The 24,664-nt window shown below is 53.5% G+C and carries 25 protein-coding genes; 14 read left to right on the forward strand and 11 right to left on the reverse strand.

All coding sequences use genetic code 11. The annotated features are described in order from the left end of the window. Window positions 1-323: 323 nt before the first annotated feature. The 4 genes from Abor_RS08145 to Abor_RS08160 form a co-directional block, all read right to left on the reverse strand. Window positions 324-1,328: an SDR family oxidoreductase gene (locus Abor_RS08145; RefSeq protein WP_048841371.1), complete on the reverse strand. Its 1,005-nt coding sequence runs from the start codon at window positions 1,326-1,328 to the stop codon at window positions 324-326. A 124-nt stretch (window positions 1,329-1,452) separates the two neighbouring features. Next, the gene (locus Abor_RS08150; protein ID WP_048841404.1) at window positions 1,453-2,031 is read right to left on the reverse strand and encodes a YqaA family protein; all 579 of its coding nucleotides are present in this window, start codon (window positions 2,029-2,031) and stop codon (window positions 1,453-1,455) included. A 126-nt stretch (window positions 2,032-2,157) separates the two neighbouring features. After that, window positions 2,158-2,367 carry a hypothetical protein gene (locus tag Abor_RS08155; RefSeq protein WP_048841372.1) on the reverse strand — a complete coding sequence of 70 codons (210 nt, stop codon included), beginning with the start codon at window positions 2,365-2,367 and terminating at the stop codon, window positions 2,158-2,160. Beyond that, the gene (locus Abor_RS08160; RefSeq protein ID WP_048841373.1) at window positions 2,339-3,841 is read right to left on the reverse strand and encodes an MATE family efflux transporter; all 1,503 of its coding nucleotides are present in this window, start codon (window positions 3,839-3,841) and stop codon (window positions 2,339-2,341) included. Before Abor_RS08160 ends, Abor_RS08155 begins: the two co-directional genes overlap by 29 nt. Before the next feature lie 254 nt (window positions 3,842-4,095). Here Abor_RS08160 and Abor_RS08165 point away from each other — a divergent pair, with 254 nt between their 5' ends. The 3 genes from Abor_RS08165 to Abor_RS08175 all read left to right on the forward strand — a co-directional run bounded on the left by Abor_RS08165 (window position 4,096) and on the right by Abor_RS08175 (window position 7,337). Further along, window positions 4,096-5,028: a ribose-phosphate pyrophosphokinase gene (locus Abor_RS08165; protein ID WP_048841374.1), complete on the forward strand. Its 933-nt coding sequence runs from the start codon at window positions 4,096-4,098 to the stop codon at window positions 5,026-5,028. Between the two features lie 6 nt (window positions 5,029-5,034). Then, window positions 5,035-5,640 (forward strand): histidine phosphatase family protein, encoded by a 606-nt coding sequence (locus Abor_RS08170; RefSeq protein WP_048841375.1) that lies wholly within the window; start codon window positions 5,035-5,037, stop codon window positions 5,638-5,640. A 482-nt stretch (window positions 5,641-6,122) separates the two neighbouring features. Next, window positions 6,123-7,337, forward strand: coding sequence for a cation:proton antiporter (locus Abor_RS08175; RefSeq protein WP_048841377.1), 1,215 nt, complete (start codon window positions 6,123-6,125; stop codon window positions 7,335-7,337). Window positions 7,338-7,423: 86 nt separating this feature from the next. Here Abor_RS08175 and gabT read toward each other — a convergent pair whose 3' ends face one another. Together gabT and Abor_RS08185 are read right to left on the reverse strand one after the other, a co-directional pair. After that, window positions 7,424-8,707, reverse strand: coding sequence for a 4-aminobutyrate--2-oxoglutarate transaminase (gene gabT, locus Abor_RS08180; RefSeq protein WP_048841378.1), 1,284 nt, complete (start codon window positions 8,705-8,707; stop codon window positions 7,424-7,426). A gap of 173 nt (window positions 8,708-8,880) precedes the next feature. Continuing rightward, window positions 8,881-9,837 carry a LysR substrate-binding domain-containing protein gene (locus Abor_RS08185; RefSeq protein ID WP_048841379.1) on the reverse strand — a complete coding sequence of 319 codons (957 nt, stop codon included), beginning with the start codon at window positions 9,835-9,837 and terminating at the stop codon, window positions 8,881-8,883. A 155-nt stretch (window positions 9,838-9,992) separates the two neighbouring features. Between Abor_RS08185 and Abor_RS08190 the strand changes: the two genes are divergently transcribed. The 3 genes from Abor_RS08190 (at window position 9,993) to Abor_RS08200 (ending at window position 12,621) form a co-directional block, all read left to right on the forward strand. Next, window positions 9,993-10,547: a DUF1643 domain-containing protein gene (locus Abor_RS08190; RefSeq protein ID WP_048841380.1), complete on the forward strand. Its 555-nt coding sequence runs from the start codon at window positions 9,993-9,995 to the stop codon at window positions 10,545-10,547. A gap of 288 nt (window positions 10,548-10,835) precedes the next feature. Then, window positions 10,836-12,056, forward strand: a complete 1,221-nt coding sequence (locus Abor_RS08195; protein ID WP_232015218.1) for an aminopeptidase — start codon at window positions 10,836-10,838, stop codon at window positions 12,054-12,056. A gap of 19 nt (window positions 12,057-12,075) precedes the next feature. After that, window positions 12,076-12,621, forward strand: coding sequence for a hypothetical protein (locus tag Abor_RS08200; RefSeq protein WP_048841382.1), 546 nt, complete (start codon window positions 12,076-12,078; stop codon window positions 12,619-12,621). A gap of 73 nt (window positions 12,622-12,694) precedes the next feature. On the opposite strand, the gene Abor_RS08205 is transcribed toward Abor_RS08200, so the two are convergent. After that, window positions 12,695-13,861, reverse strand: coding sequence for a sensor domain-containing diguanylate cyclase (locus Abor_RS08205; protein WP_158319724.1), 1,167 nt, complete (start codon window positions 13,859-13,861; stop codon window positions 12,695-12,697). A 451-nt stretch (window positions 13,862-14,312) separates the two neighbouring features. On the opposite strand from Abor_RS08205, the gene Abor_RS08210 reads away from it, so the two are divergent. Continuing rightward, window positions 14,313-14,588: a hypothetical protein gene (locus tag Abor_RS08210; protein ID WP_158319725.1), complete on the forward strand. Its 276-nt coding sequence runs from the start codon at window positions 14,313-14,315 to the stop codon at window positions 14,586-14,588. On the opposite strand, the gene Abor_RS08215 is transcribed toward Abor_RS08210, so the two are convergent. From Abor_RS08215 to Abor_RS08230, 4 genes are all read right to left on the reverse strand, one after another. Further along, complete coding sequence (locus tag Abor_RS08215; RefSeq protein WP_048841385.1) at window positions 14,585-14,878, reverse strand: HigA family addiction module antitoxin; 294 nt, start codon at window positions 14,876-14,878, stop codon at window positions 14,585-14,587. The genes Abor_RS08210 and Abor_RS08215 overlap by 4 nt on opposite strands. Then, window positions 14,872-15,753, reverse strand: coding sequence for an EipB family protein (locus Abor_RS08220; protein WP_052946398.1), 882 nt, complete (start codon window positions 15,751-15,753; stop codon window positions 14,872-14,874). The genes Abor_RS08215 and Abor_RS08220 overlap by 7 nt, the downstream gene beginning before the upstream one ends. 64 nt (window positions 15,754-15,817) lie before the next feature. Further along, the gene (gene aspS / locus Abor_RS08225; protein ID WP_048841406.1) at window positions 15,818-17,614 is read right to left on the reverse strand and encodes an aspartate--tRNA ligase; all 1,797 of its coding nucleotides are present in this window, start codon (window positions 17,612-17,614) and stop codon (window positions 15,818-15,820) included. Window positions 17,615-17,737: 123 nt separating this feature from the next. Then, on the reverse strand, window positions 17,738-18,784 hold the full coding sequence (locus Abor_RS08230) for a threonine aldolase family protein (RefSeq protein WP_048841407.1): 1,047 nt from the start codon (window positions 18,782-18,784) through the stop codon (window positions 17,738-17,740). A gap of 196 nt (window positions 18,785-18,980) precedes the next feature. Here Abor_RS08230 and Abor_RS08235 point away from each other — a divergent pair, with 196 nt between their 5' ends. The 7 genes from Abor_RS08235 to Abor_RS08265 all read left to right on the forward strand — a co-directional run bounded on the left by Abor_RS08235 (window position 18,981) and on the right by Abor_RS08265 (window position 24,455). Next, window positions 18,981-19,592, forward strand: coding sequence for a 50S ribosomal protein L25/general stress protein Ctc (locus Abor_RS08235; RefSeq protein WP_048841386.1), 612 nt, complete (start codon window positions 18,981-18,983; stop codon window positions 19,590-19,592). A 95-nt stretch (window positions 19,593-19,687) separates the two neighbouring features. Then, window positions 19,688-20,269: an aminoacyl-tRNA hydrolase gene (gene pth, locus Abor_RS08240; protein WP_048841387.1), complete on the forward strand. Its 582-nt coding sequence runs from the start codon at window positions 19,688-19,690 to the stop codon at window positions 20,267-20,269. Continuing rightward, window positions 20,269-21,363 (forward strand): redox-regulated ATPase YchF, encoded by a 1,095-nt coding sequence (ychF, locus tag Abor_RS08245; RefSeq protein WP_048841388.1) that lies wholly within the window; start codon window positions 20,269-20,271, stop codon window positions 21,361-21,363. The genes pth and ychF overlap by 1 nt, the downstream gene beginning before the upstream one ends. A 53-nt stretch (window positions 21,364-21,416) precedes the next feature. Further along, the gene (locus Abor_RS08250) at window positions 21,417-22,715 is read left to right on the forward strand and encodes a glutamate-5-semialdehyde dehydrogenase (RefSeq protein ID WP_261767214.1); all 1,299 of its coding nucleotides are present in this window, start codon (window positions 21,417-21,419) and stop codon (window positions 22,713-22,715) included. A 20-nt stretch (window positions 22,716-22,735) separates the two neighbouring features. Next, the gene (locus Abor_RS08255) at window positions 22,736-23,389 is read left to right on the forward strand and encodes a nicotinate-nucleotide adenylyltransferase (RefSeq protein ID WP_048841390.1); all 654 of its coding nucleotides are present in this window, start codon (window positions 22,736-22,738) and stop codon (window positions 23,387-23,389) included. 125 nt (window positions 23,390-23,514) lie between these two features. Beyond that, the gene (rsfS, locus tag Abor_RS08260; RefSeq protein ID WP_048841391.1) at window positions 23,515-23,937 is read left to right on the forward strand and encodes a ribosome silencing factor; all 423 of its coding nucleotides are present in this window, start codon (window positions 23,515-23,517) and stop codon (window positions 23,935-23,937) included. A gap of 62 nt (window positions 23,938-23,999) precedes the next feature. After that, window positions 24,000-24,455 (forward strand): 23S rRNA (pseudouridine(1915)-N(3))-methyltransferase RlmH, encoded by a 456-nt coding sequence (locus Abor_RS08265; protein ID WP_048841392.1) that lies wholly within the window; start codon window positions 24,000-24,002, stop codon window positions 24,453-24,455. The last annotated feature ends 209 nt before the right edge of the window (window positions 24,456-24,664 follow it).

Consider the following 24,664-nt stretch of genomic DNA (forward strand, 5'->3'; position numbering starts at 1 on the left):
CCAGTGCCAGTGCCAGTGCCAGTGCCAGTGCCAGTGCCAGTGCTATGGTTGTAAGAAAAACTAGGCGTTGCGCTGGCGTTTAGGGGGGGCCTTCGCAAATGCGCACTTAGGCGCTCGCTGTGTGTTTTTTGCGGCTAATAAATACTCAGCTTTAAAGCCATAACACCGCTTTGTTTGGCAAAGAGGTGATGTTTGCAGGCTTAAAATTCCCTTCAAACCCCAGAGAGAGTTTTGAAATAGTATTTCTACAGGGTGAAGTGGCTGGTGCGGGAGGTATGCTGGCAGGGTGGATAAGTGTACCTGCTGCCAGCACCATTTAAAACTTAGCGGCGGCCATTACGAATGTGGTTGAGCAAGCCTGTTAGGCCCGCGGCCAAAGCTGCGCCAGCAAGGCCTGCGCGCACGCTAGACGTGACAAAGAAAGACAGTGGGCTGTCTAAGCGGCGGGCTTTTGCATCAAACGCGCCTTGGGCACCAAAGGCACCGGGGGGGCTGTTGTACAGGTCATCTTGTGCGTCAGCTTCTGCACAGGTTTTTTCAAGCTGGGCTTTGTAGCCGTGCTCGGCCAGCCGTTTTTCGCGGCAGCCGGGGCCGAGTAGGCTCCATAGGGCTGCAAACGTGGTGCTTGGCCCAACAGAAATAGAGCGGCTGGTGGTAAAAACGGCCCTGCAAATGGCCTCAGCCGCTACTTCTGGCTCGTACACGGGGCCAACGGGTTTAAGGCGTTTGCCTGTGGTGTTGCGTGTCCAGCTATAGCGGGGGGTATTAATGGCGGGTAGGTCAACCATAACCACGCGAATATTATCTGCATCATGCAGCAGTTCTGGGCGTAGGCTTTCACAAAAACCACGCAGGGCTGCGCGTGCCCCGTTTTCTACGGCTTGCAGGGGCAGGCCGCGTAAAGATGGTGCTAGGTCTAGGTTAATAATAGCCCCATGCCCGCGGCGGCGCATATGCTCTAGCGCTGCCAGTGTGCCATTAACGCTGCCCAGATAGGTTACTTCTGTTGCGCGGCGTATATCTTGGGCAGACAAGGTGGCAACCTGCCCAATAACAGTAGCCCCTGCGCAATTGGCCCACACCTTTATGGGGCCAAGCTCGCTTTCTACACGGTGGGCGGCTTTAGCAACTGCGTCGGCATCGGCAACGTCAACTTGTACAACCAAGGTACGAATACCGTGGGTTTTCAGGTCTTGTGCGGCGTCTTGTAAGCGTTCTTCATTGCGGCCCAGCAAAGCAATATCAAAGCCCGCGCGGCCCAAGGTACGGGCAGCAGCGCGGCCAATGCCTGCCCCTGCACCGGTAATAACAGCGATCTGAGATGACATGGTGGAGGCTCTCCCTGCGTTTTGGCGCGTGGTCAATAGGTCGGTTGTTTTTGCCTTGCCTGCTCTTTGCCCGCAAGGTGGCTTGCAGGCAGGCTGCTGTGCGTAAAACTAAGCCTTACGCCCTTTATAGGTAGCGCAGGGCCAGAAAACCGCCGAGTAGCAGCACAGCAAAAATGCCCATAAGTAAGGGCAGGCGTGTTTCAATAAAGGCTTCAATGGGTGCGCCAAAGCGGCGCAACAGGCCAGCCACCAGAAAGAAACGTACGCCCCGTGTTACCGTGCTGGCCACAATAAAGGGCACAAGGGCAAAATGGGCCATACCGCTGGCAATGGTCACAAATTTGTAGGGAATAGGGGTGAGCCCCTTGAACAAAATAATCCAGACACCCCATTGCCTGAATTTATCTTGCAGGGCTGTTAGCGTGTGCTCGGCATGGTAAAAATGCACAATGGGGCGGGCGGCATAGTCTAGCAGCATGGCCCCGATAGCCCATCCCAAAATGCCCCCAGTTACACTGGCAATGGTGCAAATAAGCGCATAACGCCATGCCTTTTGGCGCTGAGACAGCGTCATGGGAATAAGCAGTGTTTCTGGCGGTAGCGGGAAAAAACTGGCTTCGCAAAAGGCTAAAAGCGCGAGCCATAAAGGCGCATGCGGGCTACCTGCGTGGCGTAAAACCCTTGCATAAAGGCGGTTGAGCAGGCCGGGGCGCGTAGCGGGTGGTGGGGGTGCATTAGACATGCCCGCTGCAATGCCATGAGTGTATAATTTTTGCCAGCATTTTGCCTGTGTGGGGTGGAGGGCAGATGCGCGCCCTCGGTACCCTTTTTAAAGACGTTCGCGGCGTAAAACGTTTTCTGCTTTTTGGTGAATGGTGTCGTATTCTTCTTGGGTTAAGTGGCCGTTGTGCAGCATTTCGCTGGCGCGGGCCAAAGCATCACGCGCATGCGTAGCATCTGGTATGGGGTAGCGGCGGCCGGGTAGGGCAAAGGCCTCATCTGGTAAGGCGTTACGTTGGGCGGCTGTCAGTTTTGACATGGTTTTGCAAGCTCCCATCTTGGTCGCAGAGTGCGGGTAAAGGGGTGAGTTCATCTAGTTCGGCCATGGCGGCCTCGGCACTGGTTGTTGGTATGTCTGATGCCGTAAGGGGGGCCGTGCTGTGTGGTAGGGCAGGGCCGCTCAGGTTACGGGTTACTCTAAAGGCTGTAATAACGGCCAGCGTGCCAAACACTAAAACGCCCGCCGCTTGGCCCAGTTGCACACCCGCTGGCCCATAATGCAGCCCTATACCCACAAACGGAATAGTGCCCAGTGTCGCCCGCCCCCAGTTAAAAGCGGTAGAATAAAGCGGGTGGCCTAGGTTGTTAAAGGCGGCGTTAGCCACAAACAGCATGCCAACAAAGAGATAGCTGCCAATGGTTAAAGAGCAGAATAGGTGAATAAGCATGGCGGCATCACCCTGTGCATTAAACACAGCCACCACGTAATTTTGCAGTGCGACCAAAATAAGCCATGTGGCCCCAATGCTCAGTAAAACCAGTTTAAGGGCTGCTGTCAGGGTTTCTCGCACACGGCCATAAAAACCGGCCCCCATGTTTTGCGCCATAATAGGCCCGACAGAGCCGGTAAGAGCAAAGACAAGAGAAAACAATACCGGCACAGTACGCTCAATAGAGGCTTGGCCGCCTACGGCCTCTAGCCCAAAACGGGCCATAGACTGTGTAACGTAAACCCCGCCCACAGGGGTGGCCAGGTTGGTTAATATGGCAGGCATGGCCACAGAGGCTACATGCTTTGCATCGGGTAAAATACGGCTTGGGGTGGGCCATGTTACCATGTCGTGGCGCAGGGCACCGCGTAGCCCCACGGTTGCCACCACAAAGCGCGAGAGTGCGGTACTAATGGCAGCACCCGTTAGCCCCTCGTGCAAACCAAAAATAAGAATGGGGTCGAGTATGGCGGCAACCAGTGCGCCCAGCAGCGTAATATGCATGGAGCCTTTGGCATCACCCACCACACGCATAAGAGACGAGCTGCCCATGCCAAGGCAGATAAGTGGCAGAAAAGGGCTGACAATTTGCAGGTACGTGCTGGCATGCTCCAATGCGGCCCCACGTGCGCCAAACAGGTGCAAAATGGGGTGGGCCGCAGCCATGGTGCCAAAGCCCAGCAGGCATGAAAGCCCCAGCATAACCGCCAGAGCGGAAGAGGCAATCTGGCGGGCTTCTTCATGTTGGCCTGCGCCAATGGCACGCCCGGTGGCAGCGCTAATGCCAATAGTTAGCCCAATAGAAACCGCAATTTGCAGCCCAATAACAGCGCCAGCAAAGCCAATAGCTGCGGTAAGGGCGTTTTCGCCCAAGTGGGCAATATAGACCATATTGAGCATATCAACCGCAAAAACGGCCATAAGCCCAATAGCCCCAGTACCTGCCATAACCAGAACGTGCCGCATAATACTGCCTGTTACAAAGCAGGCTTTTTGTCTGGTAGGCGGGCTTGGCCGGGTCATGCGTACTCCGTTCCTGCTGCCGTGCGAGAAGGCAAATGGTGTTAGGGAAGGGCTATTATGTCATGTCTCGGCACTGATGCGAATGGGAGAAAAAGCCATTTTGTTATGCGCCGGAGGGTGTGGTTTTTTTACCCTTTTATGTGCTTTGCCCTGCTTGCATGCACGCGGTTGATGACAATTGCGGCCTTGGTTGCTAAACCCCCCACGACTCATAGCTTACCGCCAACCCTGAAAAGCCGGGACCAGCCATTACCATGAAGATTGTCGCCTGTAACAGCAACCTGCCGCTGGCTGAAGCCGTTGCCAAAGAACTGGGCATGCGCCTGTGCAATGTCACGGTTCGCCGCTTTGCGGATATGGAAGTTTTTGTCGAAATTCATGAAAATGTGCGCGGCGAAGATGTGTTCGTGATGCAGAGCACATGCACCCCCACAAACGACCACCTGATGGAACTGCTGATTATGCTGGACGCCCTGCGCCGGGGCTCTGCACGGCGTATTACCGCAGTTATGCCGTATTTTGGCTATGCCCGTCAGGATCGTAAGTCTGGCCCCCGTACGCCTATTAGCGCCAAATTGGTGGCTAACCTTTTGGTAGAAGCCGGTGCCAGCCGTGTGCTCACACTTGACCTGCACGCTATGCAAATTCAGGGCTTTTTTGATATTCCGGTTGATAACCTGTACGCAGCCCCCCTGTTTGTACGCGACATTAAAGAACGCTACGGCGACCGCGACCTGATGATTGTCTCTCCCGATGTTGGGGGGGTTGTGCGTGCCCGCCAGCTCGCGCAGCGCCTGAACACCGATTTAGCTATTATTGATAAACGCCGCGAGCGCGCTGGCGTGTCTGAAGTGATGAACGTGATTGGTGATGTTAAAGGCCGCCACTGCCTGTTGGTTGATGACATTGTGGATAGTGGTGGGTCTTTGTGTAATGCAGCACAGGCTATTGCCAATATGGGTGCGGCCTCTGTGGGGGCGTATGTAACGCATGGTGTGCTAACCGGGCAGGCTGTTGAGCGTATTGGCAACTCCTGCATTGAAATGCTGACCTTGACGGATAGCATTAGAGCAACCGAGAGTGTGCAGGCTGCAAGCAATATTCGCCAGATAACCATTGCAGGGCTGCTGGCACGCGCCATGCGTGCGGTGTCTGACGAAAGTTCTGTCTCTTCTTTGTTTGACTGAGGCCGCATGACACAACAAATCACCCTCCGCCCTTACTGGTACCTTCGTCACGGCCAAACCGATTGGAACCGTGACGGACTGTCTCAGGGCCGTACCGATGTACCGTTGAATGCAACAGGTATCGAGCAGGCACAGGCGGCGGTTGGTTTGTTTAAAACAGCCCTTAAAAACCATAGCCCGTTTACGCATATTGTTAGCTCGCCCCTAGACCGGGCGTTTCAAACCGCAGCAATTGTCCGTGAAGGGTTGATTGCTGCCGGTTTTGAGGCACTGCCGCTTGAGACAGATGACGGGCTGGAAGAGGTTTGCTTTGGCGAGCAAGAAGGCCAACCAATGGGGGACTGGTACGATAGCTGGATTGCTGGCGCGTACACACCCGCTGGCGCTGAACCATTTGCCGAACTACGCCACCGCGCCATTGCCGCAGTAAACCGGGCCACGGGCTTGGGCGGCGTGCCCCTTATTGTGGCGCATGGGGCGTTGTTTAGGGCGTTACGTGCTGCCATGAACCTGCCTGCCAATGTACGTTTGCCTAATGCTACCCCCTTGTGGTTACAGCCCGGTAAGGCCGAGCAGGAAGCGTGGCAGCTTACGGTTATGGAACACGCCTAAACCCGCTTATTGTACCGCCCGAGTATGTTTACTGGGCGGTATTAAAGGGTTTTACACCGCTCGGTTTGGTGTCTCTCAACAAAATTTGATACCTTGTTTTAAGGCGTGGCACTCCCGTGCTTATGCCTAAAAGGCGAGTTGTGCCTTATAAACTCGGTTAAGTTATAGAGTGTTTACCTGCTTGTTTTGAGCATGGAGTAAGAATGCGCGCCCATTTTGGGGTGTGTTGAGAGCCTGGAATGGGCCTTTTTTGTTTGGTTATTATATTTACTAATAGCAGTAAACGAAAAAGCTGATAAAAATACTTTGTGTATAGAGTGGTATTACTTAGAATAGTTTTTAAAAATTCTGGAATAAAATGAGAAATAATAATACTGTAAAAATCGCTATATATAAAAATTTTGTATATCTTAATAATATAATGTATAAGCATATTTAACACGATAAATATATAAAATCCAATATCGGCTGGAAAGGCAAATATGGAAAAAATAATCTCTCTTTTTGCAGATTTTTGTGTTTTTGTCATTCTGCCTTGGGTGTTATGGCGCTTAACACGTAAAATATTACCTATTGTTGTACTGCCAATATTATTGGGTATTCTCTTTGCGGTCTGGCATGTACCTGTTGGGCAGTGGGGTATACCTTCTTTATACGGTAACGATATTGGCTGGCTTGCGGTGCTGGTGCTGGCGTTTACCGCTGGTTTGGAAATGTGGCAGCACCCCGGACAAGACCCAAACGCAGAGGTTATTGCTCCAACCCTAGGCCGCTTACTGGGGGGGGCCGTGGTGGCACTCGGTCTGCCTTTGGTTATAGGGGCGGTGCTGGTTTACCAGTTTTTTCTGCCCCTACATGGGTGGGGTGTACCGCATGTGCCGCAATGGGTTGCGGCTTTGTCTTTGGGGTTATGTATTGCAGTAAGCGCCTTACCGGTTTTGATCGGTATTGTGCGCGAACTTGAGCCCCAACACCGCCCGTTGGGCCAATTAGCGCTTAAGCTTGCGGTCGTAGATGATGCGGCCCTTTGGGTTGGCTTGGCTATTTTACAATTTGCCGCAAAAGGGCCTGCCGCTTTACATGGCTGGACAGGGCTAGAGTTTGTGGCTGTTGCATTGCTGGTAGGGCTTGCTTTGTTGGGCACATGGGCTACCCGCAATTTTAAAAAGCCGCCCTTGTTTGTTATCTGGCTTGCTGTGCCGCTTTATTTGGCTGCGGGGTCTTGGGCCAGTATGCAACTGGGCTTGCATGAGCTTATTGGCGCGTATTTTGCGGGTGCCGTTATGCCCCCAAGCTGGGTACGCCGCTTACCGGTAGAGCGTGTGGGCACATTTGCCCTTATCTGGCTGGCCCCCATGTTCTTTGGGCATAGTGGTTTGCATATTGATGGTGATGCTCTGACATGGCCTTCAGTTGTGGCCTCTTTAGCGCTGGTTGCCATTTCTGTGCTGGTTAAAATGGGTGCGGTTTATCTGTACCCACCGGCTGCGGGCTTGAGCAACCGCCAAAAATTGAGCGTAGGGGCTTTGCTGCAATGCAAAGGGCTTATGGAAATTGTAGCGGCCACCATTTTGCATAGCCAAGGCATGATTTCTGAATTTGCGTTTGCATCGCTTATGGTCTTGGCGGTTATTTCAACCTCTCTTACGGGGCCGCTTTTCCGGTTGTTTGCGGGTAAGGCCAACAGCGCGGGGTAATTTGAGAGCGCGTTATGGTGTGTATAAAAAAGGGGCCTTCCATGCCGGAAGGCCCCTTTTTAGTGCGTCTTTTATGAGCGGTCGGGTTAGGCCAGTTCAGCCAGAACCTGCTCAATAATATCCAGCCCTTCATCCACCAGCGCGTCAGAGGCTGTAAGCGGGGTAAGAAGGCGGATGGTTGCCCCTTTTACACCGCAAGAAAGCAGAATAAGCCCTTTTTCGCAGGCTTTAGCGCAAACTGTTGCGGCAAAACCGGCGCGCTGTTCTGTGCTGCCGTGGCTTTCGAGCACGTCAAACGCAATCATGGCGCCCAAGCCGCGTGGTGCGCTTACTGGCAGCAGGTCTTTACGGCTGCTCCAAGCGGTAATGCGGTCTTCAAAGCGTTTGCCCATGGTGTTGGCACGCTCAACCAGCTTTTCTTCTTCAATCACGTCAAGCACGGCTAGGGCTGCGGCACAGGCAAGAGGTGCGCCTGCGTAGGTGCCGCCCAAGCCGCCGGGGGGTACGCTGTCCATCAGGTCTGCGCGGCCAATAACGCCAGAAATTGGCATGCCGCCGCCCAAAGACTTGGCAACAGACACAAGGTCAGGTTCTACGCCTGAGTGCTCAATGCCAAACAGTTTGCCGGTACGGGCAAAGCCGGTCTGCACTTCATCGGCAATCAGTTTAATGCCGTGCTGGTCGCAAAGAGCGCGTAGCTGCTGGAGCAGTTCTGTTGGCGCAATACGGAACCCGCCTTCGCCCTGTACTGGCTCAATAATAATGGCCGCAACCTGCTCTGGCCCAATGTCAGATGCAAACAGGAAGCCGAGCATTTTCAGGCTGTCTTCAACAGAAACATCCTGACCATCGGGGAAGGGCAGGTGGTAAACTTGGCCGGGCAGGGTGCCAAACGGGGCTTTGTAAGGCAGCACTTTGCCGGTCATGGCTGAGGCCAGCAGGGTGCGGCCATGAAAGCCACCACAAAATGCAATAACGCCGTTACGGCCAGTGGCGGCGCGTGCAATTTTAACAGCGTTTTCGGTTGCCTCACCACCGGTAGAAAAGAAAATGGTTTTAGCAGGGCCGGTAAAGGGGGCGCGGGCGTTTAGCTTTTCGGCCAGCTCAATATAGCTTTCATAGGCAGAAACCTGAAAAGCTGTGTGCGTAAAGCGTTCTAGCTGGGTTTTAACGGCGGCCATAACTTTTGGGTGGCGGTGGCCAACGTTAAGCACGGCAATACCGCCGCCAAAATCAATATAACGGCGGCCTTCTACGTCCCACAGTTCTGCGTTTTCGGCGCGGTCGGCAAAAACGGGGGTTGAGGTTGCAACACCGCGTGGCACAGCGTTGGCGCGGCGGTCTAACAGGGCTTTGTTGGTTATGCTCATGGTTGAGAAAGTTCCTGAAACAAGAGGTAAAATAGCAGGGTTTAAGTGTGCCTGCCGTGTTTGTTCTTGTGTCGTAAGGGATTCAGGAAAGTATGGGGAGGCGATATTTAATCGACCCAGTGGTGACTAAAAATCACCACCCTTTTGCAAGGGCGTTACTGGCGGTAAAGGAGTTATGGAGGCGGGTCAGTTTCTGGGGCATGTGTGGCTTGAATAGCCACTTGCTCCAGCAGCCATGCCCGAAAAACCGAGAGCGCCTTTTTGTCCCACGCGCGTTCAGAGGCACGCAGTACGTAAGAGCCCAGCGGGGTTTCATCTGCTTCTGCATTTTTGGGGTGTAGGCGCACCAGTTGGCCGGTTTGGAGGGCGTCACCTAATAAAAAGACATTAGCTAGGGCTATGCCTTCCCCCGCGCGGGCGGCGGCTAGGGTAATATGGGCCTGCCACAGGCGGCCAGCACTGGGTACGTGCGTAAAAGGCACATGGTGTGCGGCAAACCACAAACGCCACTCAGAATCGTCTTCTTCCAGCAATAAGGGGGCGTTAAGCAGGTCGGCCCATGTGTGCGGTTGCCCCCCTAACGCGGCTAACCCGGCAGGCGAGATAACGGGAAAAACCGCAGGGCGTGCAATGGCTACGCTGCGTATGTCGCGCTGGGTTGTAGGAGCGGTGCTGTCTCGGTCGTAAAAAATATCTGCATGGCTGTCTGTTTCTATGCCCGTGCCATGAAAGCCCGTGTTGGCATCAACCGGGCGTAAAAGCAGGTCAATATCGGGGTGGGCGCGCCTAAACGCTGCCAAGCGGGGCAACAGCCAATGGTACGCAAAGCCGTGGGCGCAGGTTACGGTTAGGTGTGGGGCCTGCTGTTTTATGTCGGCCGTGGCGCGGGCCAAGCCTTCTAGCAGGGGGGCTATCTGGCTGTAATAGGTGTGGCCTGCCAGTGTTAGGTTACCGGTTGTGCGGTCACGCAATGTGGTGCCCAAGCGGTGTTCTAGCTCGCGCAGGTGGCGGCTTACGGCGGCATGGTCCATGCGCAGTTCGGCCGCGGCACGCCTTATACCGCCAGTGCGGGCAAAGGCTGCAAACGCATTCAGGGCAGCAAGGGGGGGAATGCGGTATCGCTGATCCATAATAAAACGCAGTGTCTCTTACGCGCCCTTTTCAGGCAAGGGCAGAGGTTGGGTAAACGGGGGCAAGATTGCCTTATGGGTTTTATAAACCCGGTTTGTAGGTCAAAAAGGCACCACAGCCTTGTAAACGTGCTAAATAAAAGCCAGACCAAACCATGCCAGACCTTTTTGATGCCCACCATGTGGGAGATTCCCGCCCCCTTACCTTGTCAGACGATGTGGTGAGCACGGCCACTTATGGTGGGCCAGATAAATGCTACCGTTACACACTCAAGCGGGTATGGAACGCCAAGTTACCCTCTCTTATGTGGTTGATGATGAACCCGTCCGTGGCCACAGAAATAGGGGATGACCGTACTGTGGCCAAATGCCAGCGTTATGCACGGGCCTGGGGGTATGGCAGTATGTTTGTTGGCAATACCTTTGCCTACCGCTGTACAGACCAAGAACGCTTGACCGAGGTAACAGACCCTGTTGGCCCAGAAAACGATGCCGCATTGCTTACTATGGCGCAGCAAGCGGGCATGGTTATTGCGGCCTATGGCACGCCACGCATTAAGAGCCTGCATGCGCGTGGGCCGCAGGTTGTCAGCATGCTGCAACAGCACGGCATTGTCGTGCACGCCATGAAAATTGGGGCAAATGGCCGCCCATGCCACCCACTTTATTTACCAGCCGCCCTTAAACCTGTGGTGCTGCCAAGCGTATAAACCCACATGCCTGTTGGGTTGGGGCGGTTAAAGGGGGCATTTGCTCTGTTTAGAGCAGGCCACACCTGCACCATATTCGCCGTGGAGTTGACGAACGCGCGGCTTCAGTATCCGATGGGGTAAGAAACAGGGCAGGGGCTGTACGGGGCTTTTGCTCTTGGTGCCACAGGGCTTATGTGCAAGCAGTAGGGAAGACGCAGCATGACAGAAACGTTTCAGCCAGCAGGCGCTGCATCAGGCACGCATGGTGCTTTACCATATGCACCGGGCAGCGCAGAGTTTGAAACCATGCTGGACAAATTGGGTGAGGTTGCTGTGCGCACGGGGCTTAACGTGCTGCCGGGCCAGCAGGTCATTATTACCGCCCCGCTTGATGCCGTACCCCTTGTGCGCCGCGTAACAGAGCATGCCTATAAAGCGGGTGCCTCTTTGGTGACCACGTTTTATGCCGATGAAGAAACCACACTGGCCCGCTATCGCTTTGCGCAAGAGGCAACGTTTGATACCGCAGCAGACTGGCTGGCAAAAGGTATGGCAGAAGGGTTTAGGGCTGGGGCTGCACGTATGGCCATTACCGGCTCTAACCCGGCTTTGCTGGCTGGCCAGAATGCCGAGCATATCTCCCGCGCTAGCAAAGCGGCTGCACGGGTAAACCGCCCCGCTATGGAAATTATTACTAATTTTGATGTGAACTGGAGCATTGTTGCCACCGCAACACCCGCATGGGCGCGGCAGGTTTTTCCCGGTGTGCCAGAGCAAGAGGCCGTAGCCCGTTTGTGGCAGGCGATTTTTGAAGTATCGCGCTTAACCAGCCCAGACCCGGTAGCGGAGTGGGCAGAGCACAACGCAATTTTGCATAAGCGTGCGGCATTTTTAAATAATGCCAATTATGCAGCCCTGCATTTTACAGGCCCCGGCACAGACCTGACTGTAGGCTTGGCAGAGGGGCATGACTGGGCCGGAGGGGCCGAAAAAGCCGGTAATGGCGTGGTGTGTAACCCCAATATTCCGACCGAGGAAGTGTTTACCACCCCGCACCGCCTGAAAGTGGACGGCTATGTGGTCAGCACTAAACCGCTTTCGCACCAAGGCACGTTAATTGATGATATTCGTGTGCGCTTTGAAGGTGGCACAATTGTAGAAATGCACGCCAGCAAAGGCCAAGACGTATTGGCCCGTGTGTTGGATACTGATGAAGGGGCACGCCGGTTGGGTGAGGTTGCTCTTGTACCCCACTCCTCCCCCATTTCACGGAGCGGTATTTTGTTTCAAAATACCTTGTTTGACGAAAACGCCGCCAGCCACCTTGCTTTGGGGCAAGCCTATACCAAATGCATGCGCGATACAGACGGGCAAGACACAAACGCCCTTGCTGCCCGTGGGGCCAATAGCAGCATGATCCATATTGATTGGATGATTGGGTCTGGCAGCATTGATGTTGATGGCCTTGCCGCAGACGGAGGCCGCGTGCCACTTATGCGCCAAGGTGAATGGGTTATTGCGGCCTAATAAAAAGGGAATGCTCACAATGTTCTGCCATAAAAAAAGATTTTCCTTTGTTGGAAAATGCGCCTCTCTGGCTGTGCTTGCAGCAATACTCTGTGCCCCTGCCGCAGGTGCGCAAACGGCTGCCGTAACAGGGCCAGCCCAAGCCGGTACGCCTGCGCTATCTGCCCAACAAATGACCACCATGCGCCGCGATATGGACACGGCTCTGCACTACAAACTGGCACCAGATGTGCTGCCACGCTTAACGGCGGCCCTTAAAGCAATCCATGCAGCGCATATTCAGCCCCCCGGCCATGTAGGCATGTCGCTTGATGAGCAGATTGGCATGGTCAATAAAGTGCCTGGGCTTGACCCCATTTTGAAAACGAATGGGTTTAGTGCCCATGACTTTGTGATGAGTTTAACCTGCGTGGGTCTGACAGGCAGCCTGATGAACGTGCCGCAAACGCAGCAAACGGCCCAAATGCCAACGCCTGAGCCACAAAATGTGGCTTTGCTTAAAGCAAAACCAGACGAGCTACAGGCGCTTATTTCTGTTTTGCGTGAAGAGCAGACACCACAATAAAAACACAGCTATTGTGTGAGCGTTTAGTAAAGCGGGTGCCGGTAGGTGCCCGCTTTTTTTTATAGGCCGCGTGCTATGTAGCAGAATTACTTTGCACAAAGTTACATACACGGTTCCGGCCAGATTGCTTGGCGTTATAAAGAGCAGAATCAGCCTCTTGGATCAGAATATCCAGTGGTTTGCCCTTTTTGTAAAAAGAGTAACCACAGCTAATAGTAATGTGGGCTTTTACCGTATCTGTCAGCGAGAAAACGGTCGTGCTGATTGTCTCGATAAGGGTGTTGAGGCTGTTTTGCGCATCGGTCGGGTTGGCTATAATGGCAATAACAAATTCGTCCCCCCCAAAGCGGGAAATAATATTGGGCGGGGGTACGGTGGCCTGCATAAGGCGCGCAAGTTCTGTTAAAATACGGTCTCCAGCCTCGTGGCCATAGGTGTCATTAATTTGTTTAAAGTGGTCGATATCAAGGTAAGAAATACAAATATTCTCTGCTTGTGTCTCTAAAACGCTTTTTATTTTTTCATTAAACCCATAGCGGTTTAAAAGACGGGTGAGCGGGTCTTTCTCAGACTTTTCAACTGCTACAGCAAGTTTTTCAGATTCTTCTGTTATGTCGTTAACAGTAATAATAGCCCCAGAAACAATGCCATCTGTAATAAATTTTCGAAAACTGAGGTTTAATGCCCGCGATGGGTCAAAAATAGGTTTTGCCAAAACCGTTTCTAGTTTTTCGGTGCTGCTATTAAAGAAATTTTCGATGAAGTCAGGGTTTTTATTTTCTATCGAGAGAACATCGTTCAAGTTTTTACCAACAATATCTTGGTTGCTGTAGCCTAATAAATCTAAAGACGCCCCACCCGACCACAGGCATAGGCCCGCATGGTTGATGTTGACAATGCTATCGGTTGAATTGACCATAACAAGAGCCAGCATTTGCTCCCGTGTAGAAACGCTTTGCACAAGATTTTTGTTGCGCATGAAAAGAACAGAAATTGTTCTTTCAGTAAAAACAGCAAAAATGAGGTAGGTCTGTAATACCGCTTGGCGCCCCAGAGCCCCTATTTGCAAAAGCATCATGGGGCCAAGGCTGGAGAAGGCCGCTATTGTTGCAATAATGGCAATAACCATAACGGTAACAGAGCCAAATATTTCGCCAGAGATAAGAGAGTTGGCAATAATAAGAGAGCTTGGCACAAAAAGGAAAGGATATTTGCTTTGGTAGAAAACGTAAAAAGACACTGCTATTGTTGCAAGAACTGAAGAAACAATAGCGAGAGCATGCAATGGTTTTATTTTTGTAAGGTTTTTTAAACTGCCTATAAAAGTACCGTCTAAAATATAGGTTAAAGGACGCGTAAAGGTAATATTGCCCAGTGAAAGTGCAAAAAACCACCCCGCAAAGTCATTAAGGGAGGGGGTTCCCGTATCGATAGCATTAAAGGTCGTACCCAATACTGCGCAAATAAACGGGAACACAATGCCTGAGTTGAGGTTAAATTTTACAATGGATTTATAATCAGAAAACAGTGTGCCGTTTCCAACATATCTTATATATGCCTTATTAGATAAAAATACTTGTAGAGAACTAATAAACGCATAGAAAAAAATGTAAATAGAATGAGACCCACAGGCGTATTGGCTAAAAGCATTAGAAAGAAATGTAATAGTCGTTATTTCACGAATATTCTTTATGTTTTTGGAAAAAATAGCCGCCAGCATAAGGGCATCTGCTGGCCATATGGTTGCGTGCCCATCTGAAAAAACAGTATATTTCATAGAAATGCAGGCAGTAACTATGTATAAAAAAGAAAAAAGTGCTTGCTTCCAGAGTGGTGAGTGCTGGGAGAGACTATTACTAAACATTGTAAGCCTGTTATTTATAATTTTTATAAGAAGCCTGCCGGTAAAAATAAATATTGTAAAAAAGCAGGCCGCTTTAAAAGCTGTGGTTGATGTGGTGTGTTAGTCTGTAGCTTGTGTGTATTGCACTCTATCATATTGTGCTTGTAGGCCCAACCAAAGAGCGGGGCCATTACCAAAAAGAATGCCTAAACGTGCGGCAATGGCGGGTGTTACGGGCTGTCGGGCGGCTAAAATGCCTGCAAGGGTTTGTGCCTTTATGCCGAGTTGTGCCGCCACGTTGGCTTCTGTCGCGCCATAGGCGGGTAGCACGTCTTCACGCAGGAGCGTGCCGGGGTGTGTTGGGTTATGGTGGTGGCGGGTGAGGGTGCTTGTTGGGCGTGGGTTGCTCAGCATTTTTTAGGAGCTTGTGGAATGCTTAGATGCTGGAGCGTGCCAGACATTCTAAAATCTCCAAAATCCATATCAAGTTTATCTGAAACGCCATTGGCAAAATAGCGCATGCCTATTTCATAATCTGGCATCATGCTGTCAGGGGTTGTGTTGAAAAAAGCAACATGCACTCGGGTTGTGGGTAGGTGTGCCAAAAGCGCAAAAGGTGGGGCAGGGGGCGTGGCTTCCCAACCGTAAGTGGAAATATAGGTATATTGTGCGCCATCTGCGGCAGTGCCATCAAACAACAAAGGTGAAATTTCAGTTTTACCGCTTGCGGCTGCTTCCAAAATGGCTGCGGTATGCGCCATGGGAAAAAGCGTGCCTGCTTGCAGCTTAAGTGTTTTACGGAGCGGTTTTTCGTAATGTACCTCTCCACCATTGGGTGTAAGCGTTGCTTCACCACTTACAGCTTGCAGTATGGTATTGTTTGATTTTTGCACAGTGCGAAAAGCGAGGTGGTGGCCGTCTTTGCTTTCCAGTGTTGTGTAGTCTGAAACCAGATGGGTTTCGCCGCCATTACGGGTTACACTTTGAATATCAAGGTGTTGTTGGGTAGCCCATGCTGTGCAGGTGTCGTGCACGCTATAGGTCATGTGCCCGCTGGCTGAGAGCGTTGTACCGCCAGAGGATTCTGCCAAAGTAAGCTCGTAACTGGCGCGTTGCGCACTTAAGCGAATGTCGTGTGTTGGTGTGGCATAGGTGGTGGGCGCTACAAAGGCGCTCATAAAACCAAACAAGGCCAAGCACTTGCCAAACCGCACTGCGGCAGATGCTGTTGTGTGGTGCGGGCGGGAAGGCCGTAGGCCGTGTGTCAGGCGGTGCGGTAATCCGGTCATGCCTGCTAGAAAAGAGCATCTGGCGTGGTGGTGCAACCACGCCAGATGCGAAACAGCCCTGTGTTTAGGCTTTTTTGAGGGTAGGCTTGGGTTTTGGCAGGTCGAGCGCCAAAGACAGTTCTTTCAGGCGGGCGGCTTCAACGGTAGCAGGTGCCCCCATCATCAGGTCTTCGCCCTGCTGGTTGAGCGGGAAGAGAATGACCTCACGAATATTGGGTTCATCAGCTAACAGCATGACAATACGGTCAACACCTGGTGCAGACCCACCGTGGGGCGGCGCACCGTAACGGAAGGCGTTGAGCATACCACCAAAGCGGGCTTCAACTTCGCTTTCTGGGTAACCAGCAATTTCAAAAGCGCGGATCATTACTTCTGGCAGGTGGTTACGGATAGCGCCAGAAGAGAGTTCAATACCGTTACAAACAATGTCGTACTGGTAAGCGTTAATTTCCAGCGGGTTTTTGGTGTTCAGTGCGTCAAGCCCGCCCTGCGGCATAGAGAAGGGGTTGTGCGAGAAGTCGATACGGCCCGTTTCTTCATTGACTTCATACATCGGGAAGTCCGTAATCCAGCAGAAGCGAAAGGCCTCTTTTTCAACCAGATCAAGTTCTTCGGCAATGCGGGTGCGCACAAGGCCAGAGAACTTTACAACCTCATCACCCTTGCCAGCAGCGAAGAAGACGGCATCGCCCGCTTGCAGGCCCAGCTTGGCGCGAATGGCTTCAACGCGGTCGGCTTCAAGGTTTTTGGCAATGGGGCCTTTGCCGCCATCTTCGGCAAAAATAATGTAGCCAAGGCCACCAGCGCCTGCTTCGCGTGCCCATGTGTTGAGCTTATCAAAAAAGCCGCGTGGTTTATCGCCAGCGCCGGGAGCCGGAATGGCGCGAATTTCGCCACCATCTGCCGCGATGCGGGAGAACAGACCAAAGCCAGAGTTGCTAAATTCTTCTGTTACATCAGAAATAAGCAGCGGGTTGCGCAGGTCTGGCTTGTCTGAGCCATACACTTTCATGGCGCGTGCATAAGGGATTTGCTCAAAGGGGGCTTGGCTAACCGTGCGGCCATTACCAAACTCTGTGAACAGGCCAGACATAACGTTTTCTAGGGTCGCAAAAACTTCGTCTTGGGTGGCAAAGGCCATTTCAAAGTCGAGTTGGTAAAACTCACCGGGTGAGCGGTCTGCGCGAGAGGCTTCATCGCGGAAGCAGGGGGCAATCTGGAAGTAGCGGTCGAAACCAGCCACCATAGCAAGCTGCTTAAACTGCTGTGGGGCCTGCGGCAGAGCGTAAAATTTGCCGGGGTGCAGGCGGGCAGGCACCAAAAAGTCTCGCGCACCTTCAGGAGAGGATGCGGTGAGAATGGGGGTCTGGAGTTCAATAAAGCCCAGATCGGTCATGCGGCGGCGCATGCTTTGAATAACACGGGCGCGCAGCAGCATGTTGCGGTGTACGCTGTCGCGGCGCAGGTCAATGTAGCGGTATTTCAGGCGCAGGTCTTCTGGGTAATTTTCGTGCCCGGCAACCTGAAAAGGCAGCACGGCAGCGGCAGACTGCACCACAAATTCACGCGCGCGTACTTCAATATCACCAGTGGCAAGGTCTGGGTTGCGGGTGCCTTCTTGGCGCTCAACTACATCACCCGTTACGGTTACAACGCTTTCAACACGAATATTTTCAGCCGTTTGCAGTGCGGGTGAGCCTGCGGGAATAACAATTTGGGTTACGCCGGTTTCGTCCCGCAGGTCTATAAACAGCAGCCCGCCGTGGTCCCGCTTGCTGTGCACCCAGCCAGACAGGCGGGCGGTTGTGCCTGCGTCGTGGGCGCGAAGGGCCGAGCAGCTATGGGTACGGTAAGGGTGCATGGTGTCGTCCTGAATTATGGCCCCAAGCTGCGCCTGCCGGGCAGGGGGCGTTTGTGCTCTATTGATCTTTATGAGCGGGAGGAAGCCGGGGCGGTGCCCATCTGTCAAGGGAAAGAGGTCGATTCAGCGCAACATGGCGCTTTCAACGGCGTCTACTAGGGCTTCTATGGCCTCCGGTTTGGCGTCCCACCCAAACTGGAAGCGGGCTACACCGCCAAACATGGTATAGAATCGCCAGCCTTGTGCCCGTAGCGTGTTAGCCGGGTGCTCGGGCAGCAGCACAAAAACAGAGTTTGCCTCAACCGGCCAAGCCAGCTTTATGCCGGGTATGGGTGTTATTTTTTGGGCAAAAAGCCGTGCACTTTCATTGGCGTGGCGGGCATTATCGAGCCATGCGCCGTTTTTTATAAGGCTCAGCCATGGGGCAGAAAGAAAGCGCATTTTAGAGGCTGTTTGCCCACCCTGTTTGGCGCGTTCTGCAAAGCCACGGGCGTTTGCACGGTTAAAAAACACCACAGCATCGCCCATTGCCATGCCATTTTTTGTGCCACCAAAACTTAAGACATCCACCCCAGCCTGCCATGTTAGGGCGGCAGATGTGCAGCCTAGTGCGGCTACAGCGTTGGCAAAGCGTGCGCCGTCCATGTGGAGTTTAAGGCCATGTTCTTGGCATACATCGGCCAGAGCACGAATTTCTTCTGGGGTGTAAAGCAGGCCGTTTTCTGTGGGTTGGGTAATGGTAACAACAGCGGGGGCAGAGGCCTGAAAACTCTGGGTTTTGCGGCAGCAAAGTTTAATGGCCGCAGGGGTGAGTTTGCCCTCTGGGCATGGGGGCGTCATGAGCTTGCTGCCGCCGGTAAAAAACTCTGGTGCACCGCGTTCTGATGTTTCAGCGTGGGCAATGTCTGTTGCAATAATACTGCAATAGGGTGGGCATAGGGTTGCCAGAGCCAGCGCGTTGGCAGCGGTGCCGTTAAAAACAAAAAAGACTGCGGCATCTATACCAAACAGGGCCCGAATGCTGTCTTCTGCCAGCCGAGTCCATGGGTCATCACCATAGGCGGGGGCAGACCCAAGGGCCGAGGCACGGGTTATGGCCTCTAGGGCTTGTGGGCAAATGCCGCTGTAATTGTCGCTGCCAAATTGCTGCGGGGGCGGGGTGTTTGTCATGACAACAAAAGGCTTTCTGAGGCAAATATGCGAAGATTGAAGGCAAATTATAGCAGCTTTTAAAGCATTTTGGCAGCGTAGTTGTGGTGGGTGTGCAACATGCTGGCATTGCTTTGGGGGCGGTTTTCCGGTATGGGCAGCGTACCGTGTAGGCACCCCTGGAGGCCTGCATGATCTGGTTTTAGGAGAATTCAACGTGTCCAAAATTACATCAATCCAAGCTTCTGTGCGCGCGAAGGCTGGTAAGGGGGCAGCGCGTGCAACAAGGCGTGCTGGTCTGGTGCCCGCAGTTGTTTACGGTGCAGGCAAAGAACCCGCTCTGATCGCGCTCGACCCACGTATCGTGATCAAAGGCATTCAGGCTTCTGGCTGGCGCTCACGCGTTTACGAAATCAAGGTTGAAGGTGGTAACACCGAACGCGCCCTGATTCGTGACATTCAGCTGCACCCAGTTAAAGACACCCCAGAACATGTTGACTTCATGCGTCTGGCAGCTGGCCAGCGCGTGACCGTTGAAGTCTCCGTTCACTTCTCTGGTGAAGAAAAAGCTCCGGGCCTCAAGCGCGGCGGCGTGCTGAACATTGTGCGTCATACGGTTGAAGTTGAAACCGATGCCGAGCACATTCCTGAATTCTTCACCGTTGATCTGTCTACCCTCGACATCAACGACAACGTGCGTTGGGAAGACCTGAAGGGCACCGAAAACGTGACCCCGGTTAACCACACACCAAACTTTGTGATTGCAACAGTTGCAGCACCAAGTGTTGATGCAGACGCTGAAGAAAGCACGGAAGACGCTGCTTCCTAAGTCACGCAGGCCAGTTTTCTGACCTGAATGTAAAGTGGGGGGTACGTGCGTTGTGCATGTGCCCCCAGCTTGTTTTTTTAAGTACAGGACCAGTGATGTTGCTCTGGGCCGGGCTTGGTAATCCTGAGCCTTCCATGCGCCGACACAGGCACAACGTTGGCTTTATGGCTATAGATGCCATAGCTGAACGGTACGGTTTTGCTCCGTGGCGCTCCCGCTTTAAGGGGGAGAGTGCTGAGGGCCGTATAGGCACACAGCGTGTTTTGCTGTTGCGCCCCCTGACCTACATGAACCGCTCGGGCGATAGCGTGCAGGAAGCTGCGGCTTTTTACAAAATTGCCCCCGAGCAGATTACCGCTTTCCATGATGAGCTAGACCTTGCCCCCGGTAAGGTGCGCGTTAAACGTGGCGGTGGGGCTGCGGGCCATAATGGCTTGCGCTCAATGGATAAAATGTTGGGCACACCAGACTATTGGCGGGTGCGTATTGGCATTGGCCACCCCGGTGCCAAAGAGCGCGTGCACGGTTGGGTGCTGGGTAATTTTACAGACACAGACCGGCAGGAGTGGCTAGAGCCCCTGCTGGATAAAATGGCGGCTGCTGCGCCGCTGCTGGCCGATGGCCAGCCAGAAAAATTCATGACGCAGGTTGCGTTGCCAGAAGGGAGTAAGGGCTGATGGGGTTTAACTGCGGTATTGTCGGTCTGCCCAATGTGGGCAAGTCCACGCTCTTTAACGCGCTAACGGCAACGGCAACGGCACAGGCTGCCAATTACCCGTTTTGCACCATTGAGCCAAACGTTGGCCGTGTTGCTGTGCCCGACCCCCGGTTGGAAAAGCTGGTGGAAATTGGCAAGTCGCAAAAAACGGTGCCTACCAGCCTTGAGTTTGTCGATATTGCAGGCCTTGTGCGTGGTGCCTCTCGCGGGGAAGGGCTGGGTAACCAGTTTTTGGCAAATATTCGTGAAGTTGATGCCATTATTCATGTGCTGCGCTGCTTTGAAGATGATGACATTACCCACGTTGAAGGGGGCGTAGACCCGGTACGCGATGCCGAGATTATTGAGACCGAGCTGATGCTGGCCGACCTCGATTCTCTGGAAAAACGCCTGCCAGCCCTGCAAAAGCGTGCCAAAAACCGCGATGCAGAAGCCGTGGCACAGTTGGCTGTGGCAGAACCGCTTATTGAAGCCCTGAAAGAAGGCAAGCCTGCCCGTACTGCCATACCAGAAGGGCAGGAAGAGGCCGTTAACCGCTTGCAGCTTATGACCACCAAACCGGTGTTGTATGTGTGCAATGTTGATGAAGACAGCGCTTCAACCGGCAATGCGTTTTCTGAAAAAGTGCGTGCCAAAGCTGATGCCGAAGGCGCTGCCATGGTTGTGGTTTCTGCGGCTATTGAAGCAGAGGTCAGCCAACTTGCAGATGAAGAACGCCGCGAATTTCTGGACGGGCTTGGCCTGAAAGATAGCGGGCTAGACCGAGTTATTGCTGCGGGTTACGGGCTACTTGGCCTGCGTACCTACTTTACCGTAGGCCCAAAAGAAGCCCGTGCTTGGACCATTACTGCTGGCACCAAAGCCCCGCAGGCAGCGGCTGTTATTCACAATGACTTTGAACGTGGTTTCATTGCGTGCGAAACCATCGCATACAAAGATTACGTGCAGTATAACGGCGAAGCCGGAGCCAAAGAGGCTGGCCGTTTGCGTATTGAAGGGCGGGATTACGTTGTGCAGGACGGTGACGTTCTGCTGTTCCGCTTTAATGTGTAATCAGATAGGCTTATCTGGTTAACACACACACCAAAATGAGGATGAAGGACGCCATGAAGGCGCATGAAGACGGAGCGGAGAGTACCATAACGCAGGCTGTGTCTGCCGCAGTGCCAGGGCCAATGACCGCCTTGGCAAAACGGGCACGGCTTGCTGCAAGAACTCTCGCCACCAGCCCTACTTCTGCGCGGGATAGAGCGCTTTGGGCGGCCGCTGCCGCTTTGCGTGAGGCGTCTGACACCATTTTGGCAGAAAACGCGAAAGACCTTGCGGCCTCTACCGCAAAAGATGCTTTCCGTGACCGCCTTACCTTAACGCCTGAGCGTATTGAAGCGATGGCGCGGGGTTTGGAAGATATGGCAGACCTGCCAGATCCCGTTGGCCGTGTGCTGGAAGAATGGACACGCCCTAACGGCCTGCGCATTCGCCGGGTGGCAACACCTGTGGGCGTGATTGGCGTTATTTACGAAAGCCGCCCCAATGTAGGGGCCGATGCAGCGGGTTTGTGCATTAAGTCTGGCAATGCTGTGCTGCTGCGCGGTGGGTCTGAAAGCCTCCATAGTGCACGGGCTATCCATGCGGCTATGCAGGCTGGCCTGCGTGCGGCAGAGCTGCCCGAAGATACGGTGCAGATTGCCCCCGATGCAGACCGCAAACATGTAGCAGAAATGCTGGGTGCCGCTGGGCTGGTTGACCTGCTTATTCCACGTGGTGGGCGGTCTTTGGTGGAGCGTGTGCAACAAGAGGCCCGCGTGCCTGTGTTGGCCCATGCAGATGGCCTGTGCCACACTTATATTCATGCCGCGGCAGACCACGGCATGGCGCGCCGTATTATCCTTAATGCCAAAATGCGCCGTACTGGCATTTGTGGGGCTACAGAAACCCTGCTGATAGATGCCGCCGTAGCAGCCACTTTGCTGCCTGCCATTGTGGCAGACCTTGCTGAGTTTGGCTGCACGTTTAAAGCTGATACGCAGGCGCGTGCCATTGTGCCCACACTGCCCGCCGCAACAGATAAAGACTTCAGCACAGAATGGCTTGATGCTGTGTTGAATATTGCTGTGGTTGATGGGGTGGATGAAGCGCTTGACCATATTAGCCGCTACGGCTCGTCTCATACTGAAGCGATTGTGACGGCCGATGAAGCGGTGGCGAACCGCTTTATGAACGGCACAGACAGCGCTGTGGTGATGTGGAATGCCTCCACCCAGTTCTGCGATGGTGGTGAGTTTGGCTTTGGGGCTGAAATTGGCATTGCTACAGGGCGCTTCCATGCCCGTGGGCCGGTGGGGGTCGAGCAGTTGACGACCTTCCGTTACGAAGTGCTGGGCACCGGGCAGGTAAGGTCCTGAATGTAAGGCGGCAACAGGGTGTGATCCCGACTTATGGTGATGCGCGGCGTTTGCGCATAGGGCTATTGGGGGGGTCTTTTAACCCGGCGCACCGTGGGCATTTGGCGATAGCACAACGGGCCTTGCGGGCTTTGCGGCTAGACCAAGTGTGGTTCATGGTGTCACCGGGTAACCCGCTTAAGCCCGCCAAGGGTATGGCACCGTTTGCGAAAAGGCTGGCTTCAGTTAGTGCATTGGCTGATGGCCGCAGGCTTATTGCTACCGATATAGAAGCCCGACTCGGTACCCGTTACACCGTTGAAACCATGCGCAAGCTGCAACAGCGTTTTCCGTTTGTGCATTTTGTTTGGTTAACCGGGGCTGACGGTTTTGCCACACTTTCTCGCTGGAAAGGGTGGCATAAGCTGGTAGCGCAGGTGCCCATAGCGGTTATGCCCCGGCCCGGGCAAAATAATGCGGCCTTGCATGGCCCGGCTGGGCATTATATGGCGCGGTGGCGTATACCCGCATGCCGTGCTGCCCTTTTGGCAACACTTTCCCCCCCGGTATGGACTTTTCTTCCGGGGCCACAAAACGGTATATCTGCAACATCTATCCGCCAGAATGGGGAGTTTGACAGTAGCCTTGGCTACGCGGCTCGCTCTGGCTTGTCACACACAGGAGAACGGTCATAACCACTCAACCCCCTACCGAACCCCCCAAGCGTACACGGGCCGCTGCGGGTACCGCCAAAACGGGTGCTGCCAAAGCAGCGTCTACACGGACTAAAGCTGAAGGTGCAGTTGCTGCCGCAGGTTCTGTGCGCAAAAAAGCCTCAGCCTCTGGCCCTAAAGCCAGAACTAAACGCCAGCCAGTCGCCCCTGATGTGCTGGAACAAGCGCTGTCTATCATCACCACCAGTTTGGATGATGATAAGGCCGAGAACATTGTGGTTATTACGTTAACCGGCCGTGCATCGTTTGCAGATAAAATGGTTATTGCAACCGGTTTAGCTGACCGCCAGATTGCTGCTATGGCCCAGCATATTGAGCGTAAGCTGAAAGAAATTGGCTTAAAGCGCATTACCGTAGAAGGGGCGAACGGCTCTGACTGGGTGCTGCTAGACACGGGTGATATTGTTGTGCACCTGTTTAAGCCAGAAGCTCGCGAACTGTATGGCCTTGAAGAAATGTGGGGTGCCGAACTTGATGATGGCGCCGCAGAGGCCGTACCCGTAGCCTGATACGGTTGTTTAACAGTGTGTGATACGCCTGCAAAACCCAGCCCCATGACCGTGGGGCTGGCATGAAGCTGATTGCCGTTGGCCGCATGAAAGACCGTGCAGAGGTTGCGCTTGTTGAGCGCTATCTTAAACGGTTGCGGCCCAAGCTGGATATTGTTGAACTGGCAGACGGCCGTGGCAGCCCAGACGAAATAAAGCGCAAAGAAGGGCAAGCCATAGTGGCAGCGTGCCCTGCGCAGGCCTTTGTTGTGGTGCTGGACGAAGCCGGACGCAATTTTAGCAGCGTTGATTTTTCGCAAAATCTTGCCCAGTGGTCTGCACTGGGCCGCATACCCTGTTTTATTATTGGTGGGGCAGAGGGGCTAGATGCCTCTGTGGTAAACCGGGCAGATGCCACACTGTCTTTTGGTACGCTTACATGGCCGCACATGCTGGTGCGTATTATGCTGGTAGAGCAAATTTACCGCGCACAAGCTATTGCCGCAGGGCACCCGTACCATAGGTCTGGCCGGCCTTGAACGACTGCTTAAAAGTTATTTAGGGCGGGCTGGCATGCTCTTTGTGGGCTGAAGGCGTTGTTTTGACTTCGGTTTATTGCATGGTTGCGGCTGTAAAGCTGCTTATGTAACCACCAAAATATACCAGTCTGATTGCAACTTTGAATATTTGAAGCTGTCTTTTAAGGCTTTTGGAGCAGGGGTGTATGCTTGTGGCCCCGCTTTAACCA

The sequence above is a fragment of the Acetobacter orientalis genome (assembly GCF_000963965.1).
In the GTDB taxonomy this organism is placed as follows: Bacteria; Pseudomonadota; Alphaproteobacteria; order Acetobacterales; family Acetobacteraceae; genus Acetobacter; species Acetobacter orientalis.

Bases quoted from the DNA above. Each gene is read 5' to 3' on its own strand.
- gabT (WP_048841378.1), bottom strand. From the start codon at position 8,707: ATGAGCATAACCAACAAAGCCCTGTTAGACCGCCGCGCCAACGCTGTG.
- Abor_RS08170 (WP_048841375.1), top strand. From the start codon at position 5,035: ATGACACAACAAATCACCCTCCGCCCTTACTGGTACCTTCGTCACGGC.
- Abor_RS08250 (WP_261767214.1), top strand. From the start codon at position 21,417: ATGAAGGCGCATGAAGACGGAGCGGAGAGTACCATAACGCAGGCTGTG.
- ychF (WP_048841388.1), top strand. From the start codon at position 20,269: ATGGGGTTTAACTGCGGTATTGTCGGTCTGCCCAATGTGGGCAAGTCC.
- Abor_RS08230 (WP_048841407.1), bottom strand. From the start codon at position 18,784: ATGACAAACACCCCGCCCCCGCAGCAATTTGGCAGCGACAATTACAGC.
- Abor_RS08165 (WP_048841374.1), top strand. From the start codon at position 4,096: ATGAAGATTGTCGCCTGTAACAGCAACCTGCCGCTGGCTGAAGCCGTT.
- Abor_RS08190 (WP_048841380.1), top strand. From the start codon at position 9,993: ATGCCAGACCTTTTTGATGCCCACCATGTGGGAGATTCCCGCCCCCTT.
- Abor_RS08145 (WP_048841371.1), bottom strand. From the start codon at position 1,328: ATGTCATCTCAGATCGCTGTTATTACCGGTGCAGGGGCAGGCATTGGC.
- pth (WP_048841387.1), top strand. From the start codon at position 19,688: ATGTTGCTCTGGGCCGGGCTTGGTAATCCTGAGCCTTCCATGCGCCGA.
- Abor_RS08175 (WP_048841377.1), top strand. From the start codon at position 6,123: ATGGAAAAAATAATCTCTCTTTTTGCAGATTTTTGTGTTTTTGTCATT.
- Abor_RS08215 (WP_048841385.1), bottom strand. From the start codon at position 14,878: ATGCTGAGCAACCCACGCCCAACAAGCACCCTCACCCGCCACCACCAT.
- aspS (WP_048841406.1), bottom strand. From the start codon at position 17,614: ATGCACCCTTACCGTACCCATAGCTGCTCGGCCCTTCGCGCCCACGAC.
- Abor_RS08160 (WP_048841373.1), bottom strand. From the start codon at position 3,841: ATGACCCGGCCAAGCCCGCCTACCAGACAAAAAGCCTGCTTTGTAACA.
- Abor_RS08155 (WP_048841372.1), bottom strand. From the start codon at position 2,367: ATGTCAAAACTGACAGCCGCCCAACGTAACGCCTTACCAGATGAGGCC.
- Abor_RS08220 (WP_052946398.1), bottom strand. From the start codon at position 15,753: ATGACCGGATTACCGCACCGCCTGACACACGGCCTACGGCCTTCCCGC.
- Abor_RS08210 (WP_158319725.1), top strand. From the start codon at position 14,313: ATGTTTTTGGAAAAAATAGCCGCCAGCATAAGGGCATCTGCTGGCCAT.
- Abor_RS08195 (WP_232015218.1), top strand. From the start codon at position 10,836: ATGCTGGACAAATTGGGTGAGGTTGCTGTGCGCACGGGGCTTAACGTG.
- Abor_RS08200 (WP_048841382.1), top strand. From the start codon at position 12,076: ATGTTCTGCCATAAAAAAAGATTTTCCTTTGTTGGAAAATGCGCCTCT.
- Abor_RS08185 (WP_048841379.1), bottom strand. From the start codon at position 9,837: ATGGATCAGCGATACCGCATTCCCCCCCTTGCTGCCCTGAATGCGTTT.
- Abor_RS08265 (WP_048841392.1), top strand. From the start codon at position 24,000: ATGAAGCTGATTGCCGTTGGCCGCATGAAAGACCGTGCAGAGGTTGCG.